This is a genomic window from Dactylosporangium sp. CS-047395 (genome assembly GCF_050942185.1).
Classification (GTDB): Bacteria; Actinomycetota; Actinomycetes; order Mycobacteriales; family Micromonosporaceae; genus Dactylosporangium.
Genome location: NZ_CP192015.1, coordinates 7,881,550 through 7,897,028 on the forward strand (window position 1 = coordinate 7,881,550; position 15,479 = coordinate 7,897,028).

General features: G+C 70.0%; 14 protein-coding genes. 7 read left to right on the forward strand and 7 right to left on the reverse strand.

The window, feature by feature from the left end; genetic code table 11:
• Positions 1–4 precede the first annotated feature (4 nt).
• The 4 genes from prcB to arc form a co-directional block, all read right to left on the reverse strand.
• Positions 5–844 carry a proteasome subunit beta gene (gene prcB, locus ACQP00_RS37200; protein WP_433205112.1) on the reverse strand — a complete coding sequence of 280 codons (840 nt, stop codon included), beginning with the start codon at positions 842–844 and terminating at the stop codon, positions 5–7.
• Between the two features lie 147 nt (positions 845–991).
• A complete protein-coding gene (locus ACQP00_RS37205; protein ID WP_033362892.1) occupies positions 992–1,207 on the reverse strand; it encodes a ubiquitin-like protein Pup in 216 nt (71 codons plus the stop codon).
• A 48-nt stretch (positions 1,208–1,255) separates the two neighbouring features.
• Positions 1,256–2,773, reverse strand: coding sequence for a depupylase/deamidase Dop (gene dop, locus ACQP00_RS37210; RefSeq protein WP_433205115.1), 1,518 nt, complete (start codon positions 2,771–2,773; stop codon positions 1,256–1,258).
• Between the two features lie 116 nt (positions 2,774–2,889).
• On the reverse strand, positions 2,890–4,656 hold the full coding sequence (gene arc, locus ACQP00_RS37215) for a proteasome ATPase (RefSeq protein ID WP_433045626.1): 1,767 nt from the start codon (positions 4,654–4,656) through the stop codon (positions 2,890–2,892).
• 197 nt (positions 4,657–4,853) lie between these two features.
• Between arc and ACQP00_RS37220 the strand changes: the two genes are divergently transcribed.
• Positions 4,854–5,156 carry a ferredoxin gene (locus tag ACQP00_RS37220; protein WP_433045629.1) on the forward strand — a complete coding sequence of 101 codons (303 nt, stop codon included), beginning with the start codon at positions 4,854–4,856 and terminating at the stop codon, positions 5,154–5,156.
• A 201-nt stretch (positions 5,157–5,357) separates the two neighbouring features.
• Here ACQP00_RS37220 and ACQP00_RS37225 read toward each other — a convergent pair whose 3' ends face one another.
• The 3 genes from ACQP00_RS37225 to ACQP00_RS37235 are packed head-to-tail and all read right to left on the reverse strand — an operon-like array spanning position 5,358 to position 8,072.
• Entirely contained in the window at positions 5,358–5,927 is a 570-nt protein-coding gene (locus tag ACQP00_RS37225) for a hypothetical protein (RefSeq protein ID WP_433045632.1), read from the reverse strand.
• Positions 5,905–6,861 (reverse strand): tRNA (adenine-N1)-methyltransferase, encoded by a 957-nt coding sequence (locus ACQP00_RS37230; RefSeq protein ID WP_433205118.1) that lies wholly within the window; start codon positions 6,859–6,861, stop codon positions 5,905–5,907. The genes ACQP00_RS37225 and ACQP00_RS37230 overlap by 23 nt, the downstream gene beginning before the upstream one ends.
• Positions 6,858–8,072: a site-2 protease family protein gene (locus ACQP00_RS37235; protein WP_433205121.1), complete on the reverse strand. Its 1,215-nt coding sequence runs from the start codon at positions 8,070–8,072 to the stop codon at positions 6,858–6,860. Before ACQP00_RS37235 ends, ACQP00_RS37230 begins: the two co-directional genes overlap by 4 nt.
• 71 nt (positions 8,073–8,143) lie before the next feature.
• Here ACQP00_RS37235 and ACQP00_RS37240 point away from each other — a divergent pair, with 71 nt between their 5' ends.
• The 6 genes from ACQP00_RS37240 to ACQP00_RS37265 all read left to right on the forward strand — a co-directional run bounded on the left by ACQP00_RS37240 (position 8,144) and on the right by ACQP00_RS37265 (position 15,476).
• The gene (locus ACQP00_RS37240) at positions 8,144–9,001 is read left to right on the forward strand and encodes a RecB family exonuclease (protein WP_433205124.1); all 858 of its coding nucleotides are present in this window, start codon (positions 8,144–8,146) and stop codon (positions 8,999–9,001) included.
• Positions 9,002–9,153: 152 nt separating this feature from the next.
• Complete coding sequence (locus ACQP00_RS37245; RefSeq protein WP_433205127.1) at positions 9,154–10,362, forward strand: sensor histidine kinase; 1,209 nt, start codon at positions 9,154–9,156, stop codon at positions 10,360–10,362.
• Between the two features lie 65 nt (positions 10,363–10,427).
• Positions 10,428–11,033, forward strand: coding sequence for a LuxR C-terminal-related transcriptional regulator (locus ACQP00_RS37250; RefSeq protein ID WP_433224126.1), 606 nt, complete (start codon positions 10,428–10,430; stop codon positions 11,031–11,033).
• A 90-nt stretch (positions 11,034–11,123) separates the two neighbouring features.
• Positions 11,124–11,936: an ABC transporter ATP-binding protein gene (locus tag ACQP00_RS37255; RefSeq protein WP_433205130.1), complete on the forward strand. Its 813-nt coding sequence runs from the start codon at positions 11,124–11,126 to the stop codon at positions 11,934–11,936.
• A gap of 5 nt (positions 11,937–11,941) precedes the next feature.
• Positions 11,942–14,497: an ABC transporter permease gene (locus ACQP00_RS37260; protein ID WP_433205133.1), complete on the forward strand. Its 2,556-nt coding sequence runs from the start codon at positions 11,942–11,944 to the stop codon at positions 14,495–14,497.
• A 223-nt stretch (positions 14,498–14,720) separates the two neighbouring features.
• Positions 14,721–15,476 carry an ABC transporter ATP-binding protein gene (locus tag ACQP00_RS37265; RefSeq protein WP_433205137.1) on the forward strand — a complete coding sequence of 252 codons (756 nt, stop codon included), beginning with the start codon at positions 14,721–14,723 and terminating at the stop codon, positions 15,474–15,476.
• Positions 15,477–15,479 lie beyond the last annotated feature (3 nt).

The window sequence follows — 15,479 nt, forward strand, 5'->3', positions numbered from 1 at the left end:
AGGGTCAGATGCCGGGGTTGTCGCGGCGCTCGGCGATGATCTCCTCGGCGACGGCCCTGGTCTCGTCGTCGCTGAGGCGCCGGGTGCCCTCGACCGTGGCGGTCATGATCACCGGGAAGATGTTGCGCAGCAGGTCCGGGCCGCCGGTCGCGGTGTCGTCGTCGGCGGCGTCGTAGAGCGCCTCGATCGCGAGCTTCGCGGCCTGCTCGGTGGTCACCCCGGGCCGGTAGCGCTTCTTGAGCGAGGACTTGGCGAACAGCGAGCCGGAGCCGATCGAGTCGTAGCCGCGCTCCTCGTACACGCCGCCGGCGACGTCGAAGCTGAAGATGCGCCCGGCCCGGTCGACGCTCTTGGCGTCCACGTCGAAGCCGGCGAAGAGCGGCACCACGGCCAGGCCCTGCATGGCGGCGCCGAGGTTGTTGCGCACCATGCTGGCCAGCCGGTTGGCCTTGCCCTCCAGGGAGAGCATGCTGCTCTCGATCTTCTCGTAGTGCTCCAGCTCGACCTGGAACAGCCGGATCATCTCGAGGCCGAAGCCTGCGGTGCCGGCCATGCCGACCAGCGAGTACGCGTCGGCGGCGAAGACCTTCTCGATGTCGCGCTGGGCGATGAGGTTGCCCATCGTGGCCCGCCGGTCGCCGCCCATGAGGACGCCGTCGGCGCAGGTGATCGCGACGATCGTGGTGGCGTGGGCGCTCACGTCGGCCGCCATCCCCGGCGGGAGCGGCCGCCGGCCCGGGAGCATCTCCGGCGCCACGCTCGACAGGAACTCAGTGAAGGACGAGGTCCCCGCGGCGTGGAACGCGGCGGGCGTGCGCCCTGAGTGGTCAAGACCCGACGGCAACGGAGCCCCTCCTTGGTAGCAGTGTGGTGATCGACTGTAGTGCCCAACAATACGCCGCGGGGAGGCCTGGAAGCGCCACGCCACAACGCTGTGGGCGAACACGCACCGCCCGCCCGGAGTGACCCGGACGGGCGGCGGCAGGTGCGGCTACTGGCCGCCCTTCTGCACGTATCCGCGGACGAATTCTTCGGCGTTCTCCTCGAGCACCGAGTCGATCTCGTCGAGGAGGTCGTCGACGTCCTCGCCCAGCTGCTCGACCCGCTCGGCTGTCTCCGGGTTGACCTCGGGCGCGGCGACGTCTTCCTCTTCGTCGCGCCGGGACTTTCCGGACTGGGACTGCCCGCCCGTATCCCTCGTAGCCATGCCTCATCCTCCTCGGGGGGACCACCAAACCAACCGCTGAACCCGAACTTACCCGGAAGTGATCGCTTCCAGCAGATCCTTCGCGCTCGGGCACTTGTCGAACAGCGCGCCGACGTGTTTCTTCGTCCCCCGCTCGGGCTCCATCATCGGCACCCGCACCAGGGACTCCCGGCCCACATCGAAGATGACGGAGTCCCAGCTGGCCGCCACCACCTCGGCGGGGTACTTGGCCAGGCAGCGGCCGCGGAAGTAGGCGCGGGTGTCGTCCGGCGGCTCGACGATCGCCCGCTGCACCTCCTCCTCGGTGAACAGCGTGGCCATCGACCCGCGGGCGACGAGCCGCTGGTACAGGCCCTTCTCGGGGCGCACGTCGGAGTACTGCAGATCGACCAGCTGCAGCTTGTGCGAGGACCAGCCGAGCGACTCGCGCTCCCGGTAGCCCTCCAGCAGCCGCAGCTTGGCCACCCAGTCCAGCTCGCCCGCGCACAGCATCGGGTCGCGCCCGAGCTTGTCCAGCGCGTCCTCCCAGCGGTCGAGCACGTCGAGGGTGATCTCGTCGGCGTCGTCGCCCTCGCGGCCCTCGACGAAGGCCCGGGCCCGCTCGTAGAACGCCCACTGGATGTCCAGCGCGGTCAGCCGCCGCCCGTCGCGCATGCGGATGAGGTGCTTGAGCGACGGGTCGTGGCTGACGTTCTTGAGCTCGGTGACCGGGTCGGCGATGCCCAGGTCGCCGGCGAGCGACTTGTCCTCGATCATGGCGAGGATCAGCGACGTCGTGCCGACCTTGAGGTACGTCGAGATCTCCGACAGGTTCGCGTCGCCGATGATGACGTGCAGGCGGCGGTACTTGTCGGCGTCGGCGTGCGGCTCGTCGCGGGTGTTGATGATCGGCCGCTTGAGCGTCGTCTCCAGCCCGACCTCGACCTCGAAGAAGTCGGCGCGCTGGGAGATCTGGAAGCCCGGGCCGGAGCCGTCCTGGCCGATGCCGACCCGCCCGGCACCGCAGACGATCTGCCGCGTCACGAAGAACGGGGTCAGATGCATGACGATGTCGGCGAAGGGCGTCTGGCGGCGCATCAGATAGTTCTCGTGCGCGCCGTAGCTCGCGCCCTTGTTGTCGGTGTTGTTCTTGTACAGGTGGATCGGCAGCGTGCCCGGAATGCTCGCGGCGCGGCGGGAGGCCTCGGCCATCACCCGCTCGCCGGCCTTGTCCCACAGCACGATGTCCCGCGGGTTGGTCACCTCGGGGGTGGAGTACTCGGGATGGGCGTGGTCGACGTAGAGCCGCGCGCCATTGGTCAGTATCACGTTGGCGAGGCCGAGGTCCTCGTCGGCCAGCGCCTCGGCGGGGTCGTAGAGGGCACCCGAATAGGTGAACCCGCGGGCGTCGCGCAGCGGCGACTCCTCCTCGTAGTCCCACCGGGCCCGGCCGTTCTTGGAGAGCTCGGGCCGCGCCCCGTAGGCGTTGACCACCTGGGAGGACGTGACCATCGGGTTCGCACCCGGCTGGCCGGGCACGGACACGCCGTACTCGACCTCGGTGCCCATCACGCGCCGCACACTCATGAGACAACCCTAGTCGTATCGTCGGCCACCCGGCCCACTCGGACGGGCCAGTTTGCCTGCAAGCTTAAGCGGGCGGTGACCGATTGGTCACCGCCCGCTCGTCGCTCGATCAACATTTACAGGTATTGGCCGGTGTTGGTCGCCGTCTCGATGGAGCGGCCGGCCTCGGCGCCCTTGCCGCCGGAGACGAGCGTGCGGATGTACACGATCCGCTCGCCCTTCTTGCCGGAGATCCGGGCCCAGTCGTCGGGGTTGGTGGTGTTGGGCAGGTCCTCGTTCTCGCGGAACTCGTCGACGCACGAGTCCAGCAGGTGCTGCAGGCGGACGCCCTTCTGGCCGTTGGACAGGAAGTCCTTGATCGCCATCTTCTTGGCCCGGTCGACGATGTTCTGGATCATCGCGCCCGAGTTGAAGTCCTTGAAGTACAGGACCTCCTTGTCGCCGTTGGCGTAGGTCACCTCGAGGAAGCGGTTCTCCTCGGTCTCGGAGTACATCCGCAGCACAACCGCGTCGATCATGGCCGCGACCGTTGCGTCCTTCGAGTCACCGTGCTCGGTGACGTCGTCCTTGTGCAGCGGCACGTCGGTCAGGATGTACTTCGAGAAGATGTCCTTGGCCGCCTCGGCGTCCGGCCGCTCGATCTTGATCTTCACGTCGAGCCGGCCGGGGCGCAGGATGGCCGGGTCGATCATGTCTTCCCGGTTCGATGCGCCGATGACGATGACGTTCTCCAGGCCCTCCACGCCGTCGATCTCCGACAGCAGCTGGGGGACGATCGTGTTCTCCACGTCGGAGGAGACGCCGGAGCCGCGGGTGCGGAACACGGAGTCCATCTCGTCGAAGAACACGATGACGGGCGTGCCTTCGCCGGCTTTCTCGCGGGCCCGCTGGAAGATCAGCCGGATGTGCCGCTCGGTCTCGCCGACGTACTTGTTGAGCAGCTCGGGACCCTTGATGTTGAGGAAGTAGCTGGTCTGCCGCTCCTCGCCGCGCCGCTCGGCGATCTTCTTCGCCAGCGAGTTGGCCACCGCCTTGGCGATGAGGGTCTTGCCGCAGCCGGGCGGGCCGTAGAGCAGCACGCCCTTCGGCGGGCGCAGCTTGTGCTCCCGGAACAGCTCGGCGTGCAGGAAGGGCAGCTCCACCGCGTCGCGGATCTGCTCGATCTGCGGAGAAAGTCCACCGATGTCCTCGTAGTCGACGTCGGGCACCTCCTCCAGGACCAGCTCCTCGACCTCGCTCTTCGGGATGCGCTCGTACGCGTACGCCGAGCGCGGCTCGATCATGAGCGAGTCACCGGCGCGCAGCGGCGCGTCGGCGATGGTGTGCGCCAGGTGGACGATCCGTTCCTCGTCGGCGTGCGAGACGACGAGGGCCCGGTCACCACCCTCGAGGACCTCCTTCAACATGACGACCTCACCGACCCGCTCGTAGCCGAGCGCGTCGACGATGTTCAGGGCGTCGTTGAGCAGGACCTCCTGGCCTCGGCGCAGTTCCTCGGTCTCGATCGCCGGGGATACTGCCACGCGCAGCTTGCGCCCGCCGGTGAAGACGTCGACAGTGCCGTCGTCATGGCGGGCGAGGAAGACGCCGTAGCCGCTCGGCGGTTGGGCCAGGCGGTCGACCTCCTCCTTCAGCGTCACGATCTGGGCGCGGGCCTCCTTGAGGGTGGCCACGAGCCGCTCGTTGTTTTCGGTCAGCCGGGCAATCTGCGCCTGCGCTGCGGCGAGCCGCTCCTCGAGCTGTCGCACGTGTCGCGGAGTCTCCGTCAGCTTGCGCCGCACCAGGGCGAGTTCCTCCTGAAGAAACGCGACCTGCGTGGAGAGATCGTGGGCGTCCTTCTCCCATCGTGCGGCGCGCGTCTCCGCGTCGTCGCTGCGTGCCACGTCCCACCTCCCCGGGGGCTTTGAACGTTGTGCTCTAACACTAACTGCTGATCGGCGGTTCAGGCCCCCTCGAACACGTGCGCCACAGGGTGTTTACAAATCCGGGATGCTCGAAGGGCCCTATCCAGTACCCTTTCCGGCCCACTGCGGCGTGTGTCACGGCCCCCTGCACGGGTTCGGCCCCGTCGGGTAGCGTCATGGTGGTGAGCGTGGAGACTACCCAGGACAATCTGCAGGTGTGGGTCGACCAGGACCTGTGCACCGGCGACGGGCTCTGCGTGCAGTACGCCCCCGAGGTCTTCGAGTTCGACGTGGACGGGCTGGCCTACGTGAAGGGGCCCGACGGGGAGCTGCAGCTGGCACCCGGCAGCCGGGTCGGCGTGCCCTCCCACCTGCGGCTCGAGGTCATCGACGCGGCCAAGGAGTGCCCCGGCGACTGCATCCACGTGCGCCGCGAGTCCGACGACGCGCCGGTCGCGGGCCCCGACGCCGAGGACTGAGCCCCACCTGCTTCGCACCCGCTCCGCACCCGTTCAGCGCCCGGTTTCGCGCCCGTTCCGTGTCCGTTTCGCCCGTGAATGAATCCCCGCGTGAATTTCGTATCGCGGGGATTCACCCGGTCGCCCGTTCGGGGTCGGACCGGCCGGCCGATGGCGCCGGGCGCATCGGATGACCGGTCTCAGAGCATCGGTTGACCGGCCTCAGAGCATCGGCTTGCCGACCAGCGAGCTCACCAGCCGGGCGAACTCCTCCAGCCGGGCGATCTGACCCGCCCCGCCGTCGTCGAGGGTCTTGCCGAAGCGCAGCGCGTCGTGGCGGATCACCGAGCCCGCCTCCTCGGCCGCCACGTTGGCCTCGTCCAGGGACGTGAGCAGCAGATACACGTCCACGCTGTCGACCCGGTGGCTGCCGTTAGGGTTGCGGCTGATCCGCCGCCGGCACCCGACCTCGGTCACCGCCGACAGGGCCACCACCCGCAGCGAGGACGTCATCGAGCCGGGCGGGGCCTCCTCCGGCGGGATGTCCTCGCCGTGCCACAGGATCAGGCGGTTGCCGTCGCAGACGACGACCTCCTGCCAGACCCCGTTCACGTCGTTGACGAACCGCTCCAGGGTGAAGCCCAGCACGCTCTGCCCGCGCAGGACCCCGGCCATGGCATCGAGCGCGATGTCCGGATCGCGCAGGTATGCCCGGGCCGCCGACTCCAGGTCCGGGTACGGTGACCAGTCGGGAAAGACCGCGGGTAGGTCACTGAAGCTCGGTCGGCTCATGCCCTTCGGCCTCCTCCTGGTCAGCTCCGTCTGCCCGTGCGGCCGCGGCGGCCGCCAACCGCCGTGCCGCGTACGCCTCGGCCCCCTTGCTCGGTTTGCGCCGGCGCGGCGGCGCGGTGACGCCCGGAGCGAGCTTCCGGGCGCTGACCAGGAACGCCGTGTGCGCGATCATGCGGTGGTCGGGCCGGACGGCCAGACCCTCCGCGTGCCAGTCACGCACCAGGCTCTCCCACGCACGAGGTTCGGTGTAGCCACCATCCTCGCGCAAGGCCTCCACCAATTCCGACAATTGGGGCGTTGTCGCCACATAGCCGATGAACACCCCGCCGGGGATCAGCGCCCGCGACACGAGCGGAAGGATCTCCCACGGGGTGAGCATGTCTAGGATTATCCGATCAAACCCGGCGTCTTCGCAGCCGGCCACGTCACCGACGCGCAAGGTCCACCCGGGCTGCGGTCCGAGGAAGGCCTCGACGTTGCGCCGGGCGATCGCCGCGAAGTCCTCGCGCATCTCGTAGGACGTCACGCTGCCCCCGGGACCCACCGCCCGCAGGAGTGAGCAGGTCAGCGCGCCGGAACCGGCCCCCGCCTCGAGCACCCGGGCGCCCGGGAAGATGTCGCCCATGGCCACGATCTGGGCCGCGTCCTTGGGGTAGATCACCTGCGCGCCGCGCGGCATGGACAGCACGTAATCGCTCAGCAGCGGACGCAACGCCAGGTAGCCGGTGCCGCCGATGCTCACCACGCTGCCGTCGGGCGCGCCGATGAGCTCGTCGTGGGCGAGTCGCCCGCGGTGGGTGTGGAACTCCTTGCCCGGCTCCAGCACGATGGTGTGCATCCGGCCCTTGGGGTCGGTGAGCTGGACCCGGTCGCCGGGGACGAAGGGTCCCCTCCGGACGGCGGTCGGGGTCTGGACGGGGCTTTCCACGGTCACGTGCTGTTCCTCCGGACGGTCGGCCTGCGCGGCCGCCGGTTCGGGGCCACCAGGGAGACGAGCTCGGCGCCGCGCAGGACGCCGTGCACATCCTCGCCTGTGACCACCAGGTAGTCGCCGCCCGGGTCGTCCCTGATCGCCGCGAGCAGGTCGGCCCCGCGCAGATCGCCCGGGAGCACGTGCTCGGGGTCGATGCGCCGGGTGACGTCGCCGAGCGGCACCCAGGGCCTTCGTTCCGCCGGTACCGCCCGGGCCGACGCCCCGTGCACGAAGCCCTGCAGGCTGCCGGCCGAGTCGACGACCGCGACCACTGGCCGGCGCTCCCCCTCGCCGAGGGCCGCGATCCGGTCGGCCTCCGACAGCGGGGTGCTCGCGGTGAGGGCCACCACCGGGTGGGCGAGCTCGCGGGCGCTGAACGGCGGCAGGTTGCCGACCACCTTCGCGTGCCGGATCGCCTGACCCGCCCCGACCCACATGGTCAGCGCCACCAGCAGCGTGAACAACACCCCGAAGTACCCCTTGACCAGGGGCGAGAAGAGCAGCAGGACGGCCACGGCGGCGGTCGCGAGGGCCAGCAGCCGGCCGACCCACCCGGCCACGATCCGCCCGGTGTTGGGGTCGCCGGTCAGCTTCCAGACCAGCGCCTGCAGGGCCCGGCCACCGTCCAGCGGCAGCCCCGGCAGCGCGTTGAACACCGCCACGACGATGTTGGACAGGGCCAGCTGGAACGCGAACGTCTCGGCGATGCCACCCGGCGGCAGGATCGCGGCGGCACCCGCGGCGAGCAGGCCGAGCACGAGCGAGACGACGGGTCCGGCCAGCGAGACGTACAGCTCGATGCCCGGCCGCGGCGCCTCCCGCTCCATCTCGGTGTAGCCGCCGAGCATCTCCAGCGTGATGCCGCGCACACCGATGCCGCTGTGCCGGCTGGTGACCGCGTGCCCGAGCTCGTGCAGCAGCACCGAGACCAGCAGGCAGACCACGAACCCGAAGCCGACGGCCAGCCCGGTGGTCAGGGTCAGCTGCTCCGACCGGCTCGACAGGTACTGGCCATACGTGATCGTGATCAGGGCGGCGAGCAGCAGCCAGGAGGGGGCCAGGGAGATCGGTACGCCGGCGATCCGGCCCAGCGGGATGCCCGAGCCCCGCTCGCGGGGCTGCTGGCGGGCAGCCGGCGACGCCGGCGCGGATGCCGTGCGGTGTTCGTCCATTGCCCCCGATGCTACGGGTTCGGCGGTTCGTGGCGAGTTTTCTGTCGTACCCCCCGTTTAACCTCTTGGGCATGACGGTGCCCGTTACCTCCGCCCTGCCGACCCTGTCGCCGTCGCGCGCAGCGGACTTCAAGACGTGTCCCCTGCTGTACCGCTTCCGCAGCATCGACCGCCTGCCCGAGCGGCCGACCCCGGACCAGGCCCGCGGGACCCTGGTCCACGCCGTGCTCGAGGTGCTCTTCGACGCCCCGGCCGGTGAGCGCACCCCGCAACGCGCCGCCGAGCTGGCCGCGCCGCAGTGGGCCCGGCTGGTCGAGGAGGAGCCGGAGCTCGCCGCGATCTTCACCGGCTCGCCGCTCACCCTGGACGAGTTCCTGCACGAGGCGCGCGAACTCCTCGGGGGCTACTTCTCCCTCGAGGACCCCAACCGGCTGGAGCCCGCCGACCGCGAGGCCTACGTGGAGGCGCAGGTCGACGGGCGACTGACGATCCGCGGCATCATCGACCGCCTGGACGTCTCCCCCGCCGGCGACATCCGGGTCGTCGACTACAAGACCGGCGGCGCGCCGCGGGAGGCCTTCGAGGCGCGGGCGATGTTCCAGCTCAAGTTCTATGCCCTCGTGCTGTGGAAGACGCGGGGGGTGGTGCCGCGGGTGCTGCGGCTGATGTATCTGCGCGACCGCGAGGTGTGCGACTTCGCCCCGGACGCCGACGACCTGGAGCGGTTCGAGCGGACGCTGCTCGCCCTGTGGCAGGCGATCGCGGCGGCGACCGAGGCGAAGGACTTCCGGCCCAAGCCGTCGCGGTTGTGCGCCTGGTGCGCGCACCAGTCCCTCTGCCCGGCCTACGGCGGCACTCCCCCGGAGTTCCCGTCGCCGGAGTCGGCGCGCACTCCCGGCACGGAAGAGGTCGTCGTCGAGCGCGACTGAGTGATGCCCGTCTCAGGCCGGGTCGTCGCCGGACGTCGTCCGGGGCGGGGTGCCGGGGTCATCCTCGACGGTAGCGCCCTCCTCCCTGGGGAGGAGGGCGAGTAGCACGCGGCGATGAACGCCGATCGCCTCCAAGCCGATACCGTCGAGGCATGGGCCGGGTGCGGGAGTTGCTGGGGCGGCGGGGGGACCCGCTCGCCCAGGACGTCGCGCTGGCCGTTGTGTTGCTGGGGATCAGTACGGCGCTCGAGTCGCTCGCGCAGCGGGCGTTCGGGGTGGCTGATCTGCCGGCGCAGCTGGTGTACGACGGGGTCGGGATGGTGGCCGTCGCCTTGCGGCGGCGGTGGCTCTGGGTTGCCGTCGGCTGGACCGCATTGCACATTCTGGTGCCGTTCGCGGGGCGGTGGGAGCTCGTCGACGGCGGGCTCGGGATCATTGTCGTCACCTACACGGCGGCTGCTTATCTGCCGGTTCGGATCGCCACCGTCGCCGCCATTGTCATGTGGGTGCCCGGGATGACTATGGCGTTGCTGGTCGGGCGGACCGGGGCCAGTGCGTTCTATCCGGACGCCAAAATCTTCTTCGCCTTCAATGCGATGAGTGCATTGGTGTGTTTCACCATCGGGCGGACGGTCGCCACCCGGCGGGCCTATATCGCGGCGTTGGAGGATCGGGCGCGGACGGCCGAGAATACGCAGCGGGCGCTCACCGAGAAAGCGGTGGCCGAGGAGCGGCGGCGGATCGCGCGGGAACTGCACGACGTCGTCGCGCACCATGTGAGTGTCATGGGGGTGCTGGCCACCGGGTCGCGGCGGATGTTGTCGCGGGATCCGGGCGCCATCGACGAGGCGCTGGCCACGATCGAGGAGACCGGGCGTACGGCGCTGCGGGAGATGCGGCGCCTGCTCAGCGTGCTGCGGACCGAGACCGAGCCGGCCGGGGAGCTCGCGCCGCAGCCGGGGCTGGCGGGCATCGAGGGGCTTGTCGAGCAGATCCGCGAGGCGGGGCTGCCGGCGAAACTGCGCGTCGACGGGGAGCCCGGGATGCTCGATCCCGGTGTTTCGCTCACGCTGTACCGCATTGTGCAGGAAGCGCTCACCAATGCGCTCAAGCACGCGGGGGCGGCGACCGTCGAAGTGCGGCTCACCTTTACGCCCACTGATGTGACCGTGGAGATCTGCGATACCGGGCGCGGGCCGCAGATCGGCACGGCGGCGGTCGGGCACGGATTGCTCGGGATGCGGGAACGCGTGATGCTCTACGGCGGAACCCTGCGCACCGGTCCGCGCGCCGGGGGCGGATATCGTGTGCATGCTCGAATTCCGATCGAGGTACCGGCAGAAAGGCAGTTGGCGAGTTGACGTCAGCACGACCGATCCGGCTGTTGCTCGCCGACGACCAGCCGCTGTTGCGCACCGGGTTCCGGATGGTGCTCGGGGGCGAGCCCGACCTGGACATCGTGGCCGAGGCCGGCGACGGGGTCGAGGCCGTCGAGCTGGCCCGCCGGCTGCTGCCCGACGTGGTGCTCATGGACATCCGGATGCCCCGGATGGACGGGGTCGCGGCGACGCGCACGATCGTCGACGCGAAGCTGCCGGTCCGGGTGCTCATCCTGACCACGTTCGACCTGGACGAGTACGTCGTCGGGGCGCTGCGGGCCGGGGCCAGCGGGTTCCTGGCCAAGGACGTGCCGGCCGACGACCTGGTCATCGCGATCCGCACGGTGGCCGCCGGGGAGGCCGTGGTCGCACCGCGGATCCTCAAGCGGCTGCTGGACAAGTTCGCCGACACGCTGCCCGATCCGGCCGCGGAAGCCCCTCAAGACCTGCGGGTGCTGACCGATCGGGAACGTGAGGTGCTCGTACAGCTCGCCAAGGGGCTGTCCAACGCCGAGATCGCGCGGGCACTCTCCGTGAGCGAGACGACCGTCAAGACGCATGTCGGGCACGTGCTCACGAAGCTCGGCCTCCGCGACCGGGTGCAGGCCGTCGTCCTCGCGTACGAGACGGGACTGGTCCGGCCCGGGTCCTGAGGTCGTCCTCGGGGACGAGGGAACGCATCGGCGGCGGTCTTAGCGTGAAGTGGACAAGCCACTGGCACCACTTCACGAGGGGGACTGAGCGTGACCACGAACGTCACGACCCAGGGCGGCATCGCCGCTCGCGCGGCCGACGTCTGGAAGGTCTACGGCAGCGGCGAGGCACAGGTCATCGCGCTGCACGGGGTGAGCGTCGAACTCGAGCGCGGGCACTTCACCGCGATCATGGGCCCGTCGGGGTCGGGCAAGTCGACGCTGATGCACACGCTCGCGGGCCTGGACACCGTCAACCGCGGGGACATCTTCATCGGTGACACCCGGCTGACCGGCATGTCCGACAAGGATCTGACCAACCTGCGCCGCACCAAGGTCGGCTTCATCTTCCAGCAGTTCAACCTGCTGCCCACGCTGACGGCGGAGGAGAACATCCTGCTGCCGCTGTCGATCGCGGGCCGCAAGCCGGACTCCGCGTGGTACGACACCGTGATCAAGACGGTCGGGCTCGGCGACCGGCTCGGGCACCGGCCCAGCCAGCTCTCCGGCGGCCAGCAGCAGCGCGTCGCCTGCGCCCGCGCGCTCGTCTCCCGGCCCGAGGTGATCTTCGCCGACGAGCCCACCGGCAACCTCGACTCCCGCTCCGGCGCCGAGGTCCTGTCTTTCTTGCGCAACTCCGTGCGCGAGTTCGGGCAGACGATCGTCATGGTCACCCACGACCCGAACGCCGCCTCGTACGCCGACCGGGTCATCTTCCTCGCCGACGGCAAGATCGTGGACGAGCTGCGCGACCCCACCGCCGAGGCCGTCCTGGACAAGCTCAAGGGCCTGGACACGGAGTCTGCTTTCAGCGGCTCCGCCGCAGGCATGGCGGCCGCCGAAGAAGCCGGCGAGGTGGTCTGACCGCCATGCTCAAGGCGACGCTGAAGAGCCTGCTGGCGCGCAAGCTGCGGCTGACGCTGTCGACCCTCGCGGTCGTGCTGTCGGTCATGTTCGTGTCCGGATCGCTCGTGCTCACCGACACCCTCGGCCGCACCTTCGACAACCTGTTCGCCAACATCTACACGTACACCGACGTGCAGGTCTCGGCCAAGCCCGCGGTCGACACCGCGCAGGGCGGCGGCCAGGACACCAACACCCCGTTCCCGGCCGCGACGGTCGACAAGGTCGCGGGGATGAGCGGCGTGGCCAAGGCCACCGGCCAGGTGTTCCTCAACGGGGCCCAGCCGCTGGGCAAGAACGGCAAGATCGTGGTCAACCAGACCGGCCAGCAGTACGGCGCCAACTGGACCGGCGAGGACGACCTCGTGCACCTGCTGTCCGGGCGCGGCCCGCAGGCCGACGACGAGGTGGTCATCAACAACGGCCTGGCCAAGACCGCGAACCTCAAGCTCGGCGAGAAGATCGACGTGATCACCCGCGACCAGCAGCGGGGCTCCTACACCATCGTGGGCCTGCTGCAGTACGCCGGCGGGCGGGACTCCATGGCCGGCGAGAGCGCCATCTTCTTCACCACCGAGAAGGCCCAGGAGTCGATGCTCGGCAAGACCGGGCAGTTCAACGTCATCGACGTGCGGGCCGCGTCCGGGGTCAGCGACGACCAGCTGCGCGACACCGTCAAGGCCGGGCTCGGCGACCAGTTCCTCGTGCAGACCGGCGCGGAGCTGTCCAAGGAGTCCAGTCAGGGGATCAAGGACATCCTGAAGTACGTCAACTACGTGCTGCTGGGCTTCGGCGCGGTCGCACTGCTGGTGGGCGTGTTCCTGATCCTGAACACGTTCTCGATCATCGTGGCCCAGCGCACGCAGGAGCTGGCCCTGCTGCGGGCCATGGGGGCCGCGCGGGGGCAGGTCCTTCGCTCGGTACTGCTCGAAGCCCTGCTCATCGGCATCGTCGGCTCGGCCTTCGGGTTCCTCGTCGGCCTCGGGCTCGGCGCGCTCGGGGCCCGGGCGTTCGTCAGCCTCGCCGACGGCGCGGAGGTCGCGAGCCTGGGCTTCCCGATCTCGGCGGTCGTGGCGTCGTTCGTGATCGGCATCGGCGTGACCATCGTGGCCGCCCTGATGCCGGCCGTGAAGGCCTCGCGGGTCGCCCCGATCGCCGCGATGCGCGAGTCGGCCACCCCCGACCGGCCGCTGACCCGGCTCACCGTCTCCGGCGCGATCCTCACCGCGCTCGGCGCCGGCGCGCTGATCTGGGGCCTGGCCGGGGCCGGCGGCGCCACCCTGGCGCTGGTCTTCCTGGGCGTGCTCGGCGTGCTCGTCGGCGTGGCGCTGCTGACCCCGATCATCTCCCGGCCGGTGGTGGCCGCGATCGGCTCGGCGCTGTCCTGGTCGATCCCGGGCAAGCTGGGCCGGCGCAACTCCTCGCGCAACCCGCGGCGCACCGCGATCACGGCCGGCGCGGTCATGGTCGGCATCGCGATCGTGACGGCGATCAGCACCATCTTCACCTCGCTGTCCACGGCGCTGGGCGACACGCTCGACCGGGACCTCGCGGCCGACGTCGTCGTGCTCGGCCAGCAGACCAGCGAGATCCCGCCGGTCATCACCCCCGAGCAGCTGCAGCAGATCGAGGACCTGTCCGACGTGCGCACGACCGCCGCGTTCACCGCCGACGCGGTGATCGTCAACGGCGAGCAGACGTTCGTCGCGTCGTACCTCGACCCGGCCGCGGCCGTCACCGTGCTCAAGCTCAAGGCCAACGAGGGGCGCATCGACCGGCTCGCCGCGGGCGAGTTCATGGTGGACCGCAAGACCGCCGACGACCGCAAGTTCAAGCTGGGCGACACGATCGCGGTCACGTTCCCCAAGGGCCAGCAGAAGACGCTGACGCTGGTCGGCATCACCGACCCGACGAACGTCGCCGGCGGCATCGTGGTGGACTACGCCGACGCGCAGGCGGGCTTCACGTTCCCGCAGCCCTGGCAGGCGTTCATCGCGGTCAAGGACGGCGCGTCCGTGGCCGCGGTCAAGGACCAGGTCAACGAGGTGCTCAAGGACAACCCGCGGGTCCAGGCGTACACCAAGGACGAATACATCAGTACCAATCAGCAGGGCCTGGATTCGATCCTGGTGATCGTGCAGATCCTGCTGCTGATCGCGCTGTTCATCTCGGTCCTGGGCGTCATCAACACGCTGCTGCTGTCGGTGATCGAACGGACCCGGGAACTGGGCATGCTGCGGGCGGTCGGGCTGCGCCGCGGGCAGACCTGGCGGATGGTGACGACGGAGTCGATCGTCATCACGGTCTTCGGCACGCTGCTCGGCCTGGTCGTCGGCGCCGGCCTGGGTGCGGCGATCGTCACGGCGCTCAAGGACGTCCTCGGGTTCGGGGCGGTCACCCTGCCGTGGGTGCTCATGGTGGTGTACTTCATCGCCTCGATCATCGTCGGCGGGATCGCTGGCCTCATCCCGTCGGTGCGTGCCGTGCGCCTCAACATCCTGGGCGCCATCGCGTACGAGTAGCGGGTCCCTTCCGCACCACGGGCCGCGGTCCCCCTCAGGGGTGGCCGCGGCCCTCGCGTTCTGCGCTTCTGAGAAAGCTGAGCCCAGGCCGTCGGGGTTGACCCTGACGCGGGCTAAGGGACCCTCCCCCACGCCAATATCCGTGGCCGGCTCTACCTGCAGGCGGACGATTCCCCGCCGGCGCGCCGAGACGATATGGGCACACCATTCACCAGGGGGAATCATGACTGCATCGGTTGCGACGCGCACCGAGGTGGCCGCGCGGGCGGTCGACGTGTGGAAGGTCTACGGCTCCGGGGAGGCGCAGGTCAACGCGCTCGCCGGGGTCTCGGTGGAGCTGGAGAAGGGCCGCTTCACCGCGATCATGGGCCCGTCGGGCTCGGGCAAGTCCACGCTCATGCACTGCCTCGCCGGCCTCGACGCGGTCACCCGCGGGCAGGTCTACGTCGGCGACACGAAGATCACCGACATGTCGGACCGCGGCCTGACCAACCTGCGCCGCAACAAGGTCGGCTTCATCTTCCAGCAGTTCAACCTGCTGCCGACGCTGACCGCCGAGGAGAACATCCTGCTGCCGCTGTCGATCGGCGGGCGCAAGGCCGACCCGGCCTGGTACGACACCGTCATCGACACGGTCGGCCTGCGCGACCGGCTCGCGCACCGCCCGAGCCAGCTCTCCGGCGGCCAGCAGCAGCGCGTCGCCTGCGCCCGCGCCCTCGTGTCGCGGCCCGAGGTCATCTTCGCCGACGAGCCCACCGGCAACCTCGACTCCCGCTCCGGCGCCGAGGTCCTGTCGTTCCTGCGCAACTCGGTCCGCGACTTCGGCCAGACGATCGTCATGGTCACCCACGACCCGAACGCGGCCTCCTACGCCGACCGCGTGGTGTTCCTCGCCGACGGCCACATCGTCGACGAGCTCTACGCGCCGACCGCCGACGCCGTCCTGGACCGGCTCAAGCGCCTCGACAAGGTGGTCTGACCG

Coding starts and splice junctions, on each gene's coding strand:
- ACQP00_RS37205 (WP_033362892.1), bottom strand. CDS start 1,207: ATGGCTACGAGGGATACGGGCGGGCAGTCCCAGTCCGGAAAGTCCCGG.
- dop (WP_433205115.1), bottom strand. CDS start 2,773: ATGAGTGTGCGGCGCGTGATGGGCACCGAGGTCGAGTACGGCGTGTCC.
- ACQP00_RS37220 (WP_433045629.1), top strand. CDS start 4,854: ATGGTGGTGAGCGTGGAGACTACCCAGGACAATCTGCAGGTGTGGGTC.
- ACQP00_RS37225 (WP_433045632.1), bottom strand. CDS start 5,927: ATGAGCCGACCGAGCTTCAGTGACCTACCCGCGGTCTTTCCCGACTGG.
- ACQP00_RS37235 (WP_433205121.1), bottom strand. CDS start 8,072: ATGGACGAACACCGCACGGCATCCGCGCCGGCGTCGCCGGCTGCCCGC.
- ACQP00_RS37240 (WP_433205124.1), top strand. CDS start 8,144: ATGACGGTGCCCGTTACCTCCGCCCTGCCGACCCTGTCGCCGTCGCGC.
- ACQP00_RS37245 (WP_433205127.1), top strand. CDS start 9,154: ATGGGCCGGGTGCGGGAGTTGCTGGGGCGGCGGGGGGACCCGCTCGCC.
- ACQP00_RS37250 (WP_433224126.1), top strand. CDS start 10,428: ATGGTGCTCGGGGGCGAGCCCGACCTGGACATCGTGGCCGAGGCCGGC.
- ACQP00_RS37260 (WP_433205133.1), top strand. CDS start 11,942: ATGCTCAAGGCGACGCTGAAGAGCCTGCTGGCGCGCAAGCTGCGGCTG.
- ACQP00_RS37265 (WP_433205137.1), top strand. CDS start 14,721: ATGACTGCATCGGTTGCGACGCGCACCGAGGTGGCCGCGCGGGCGGTC.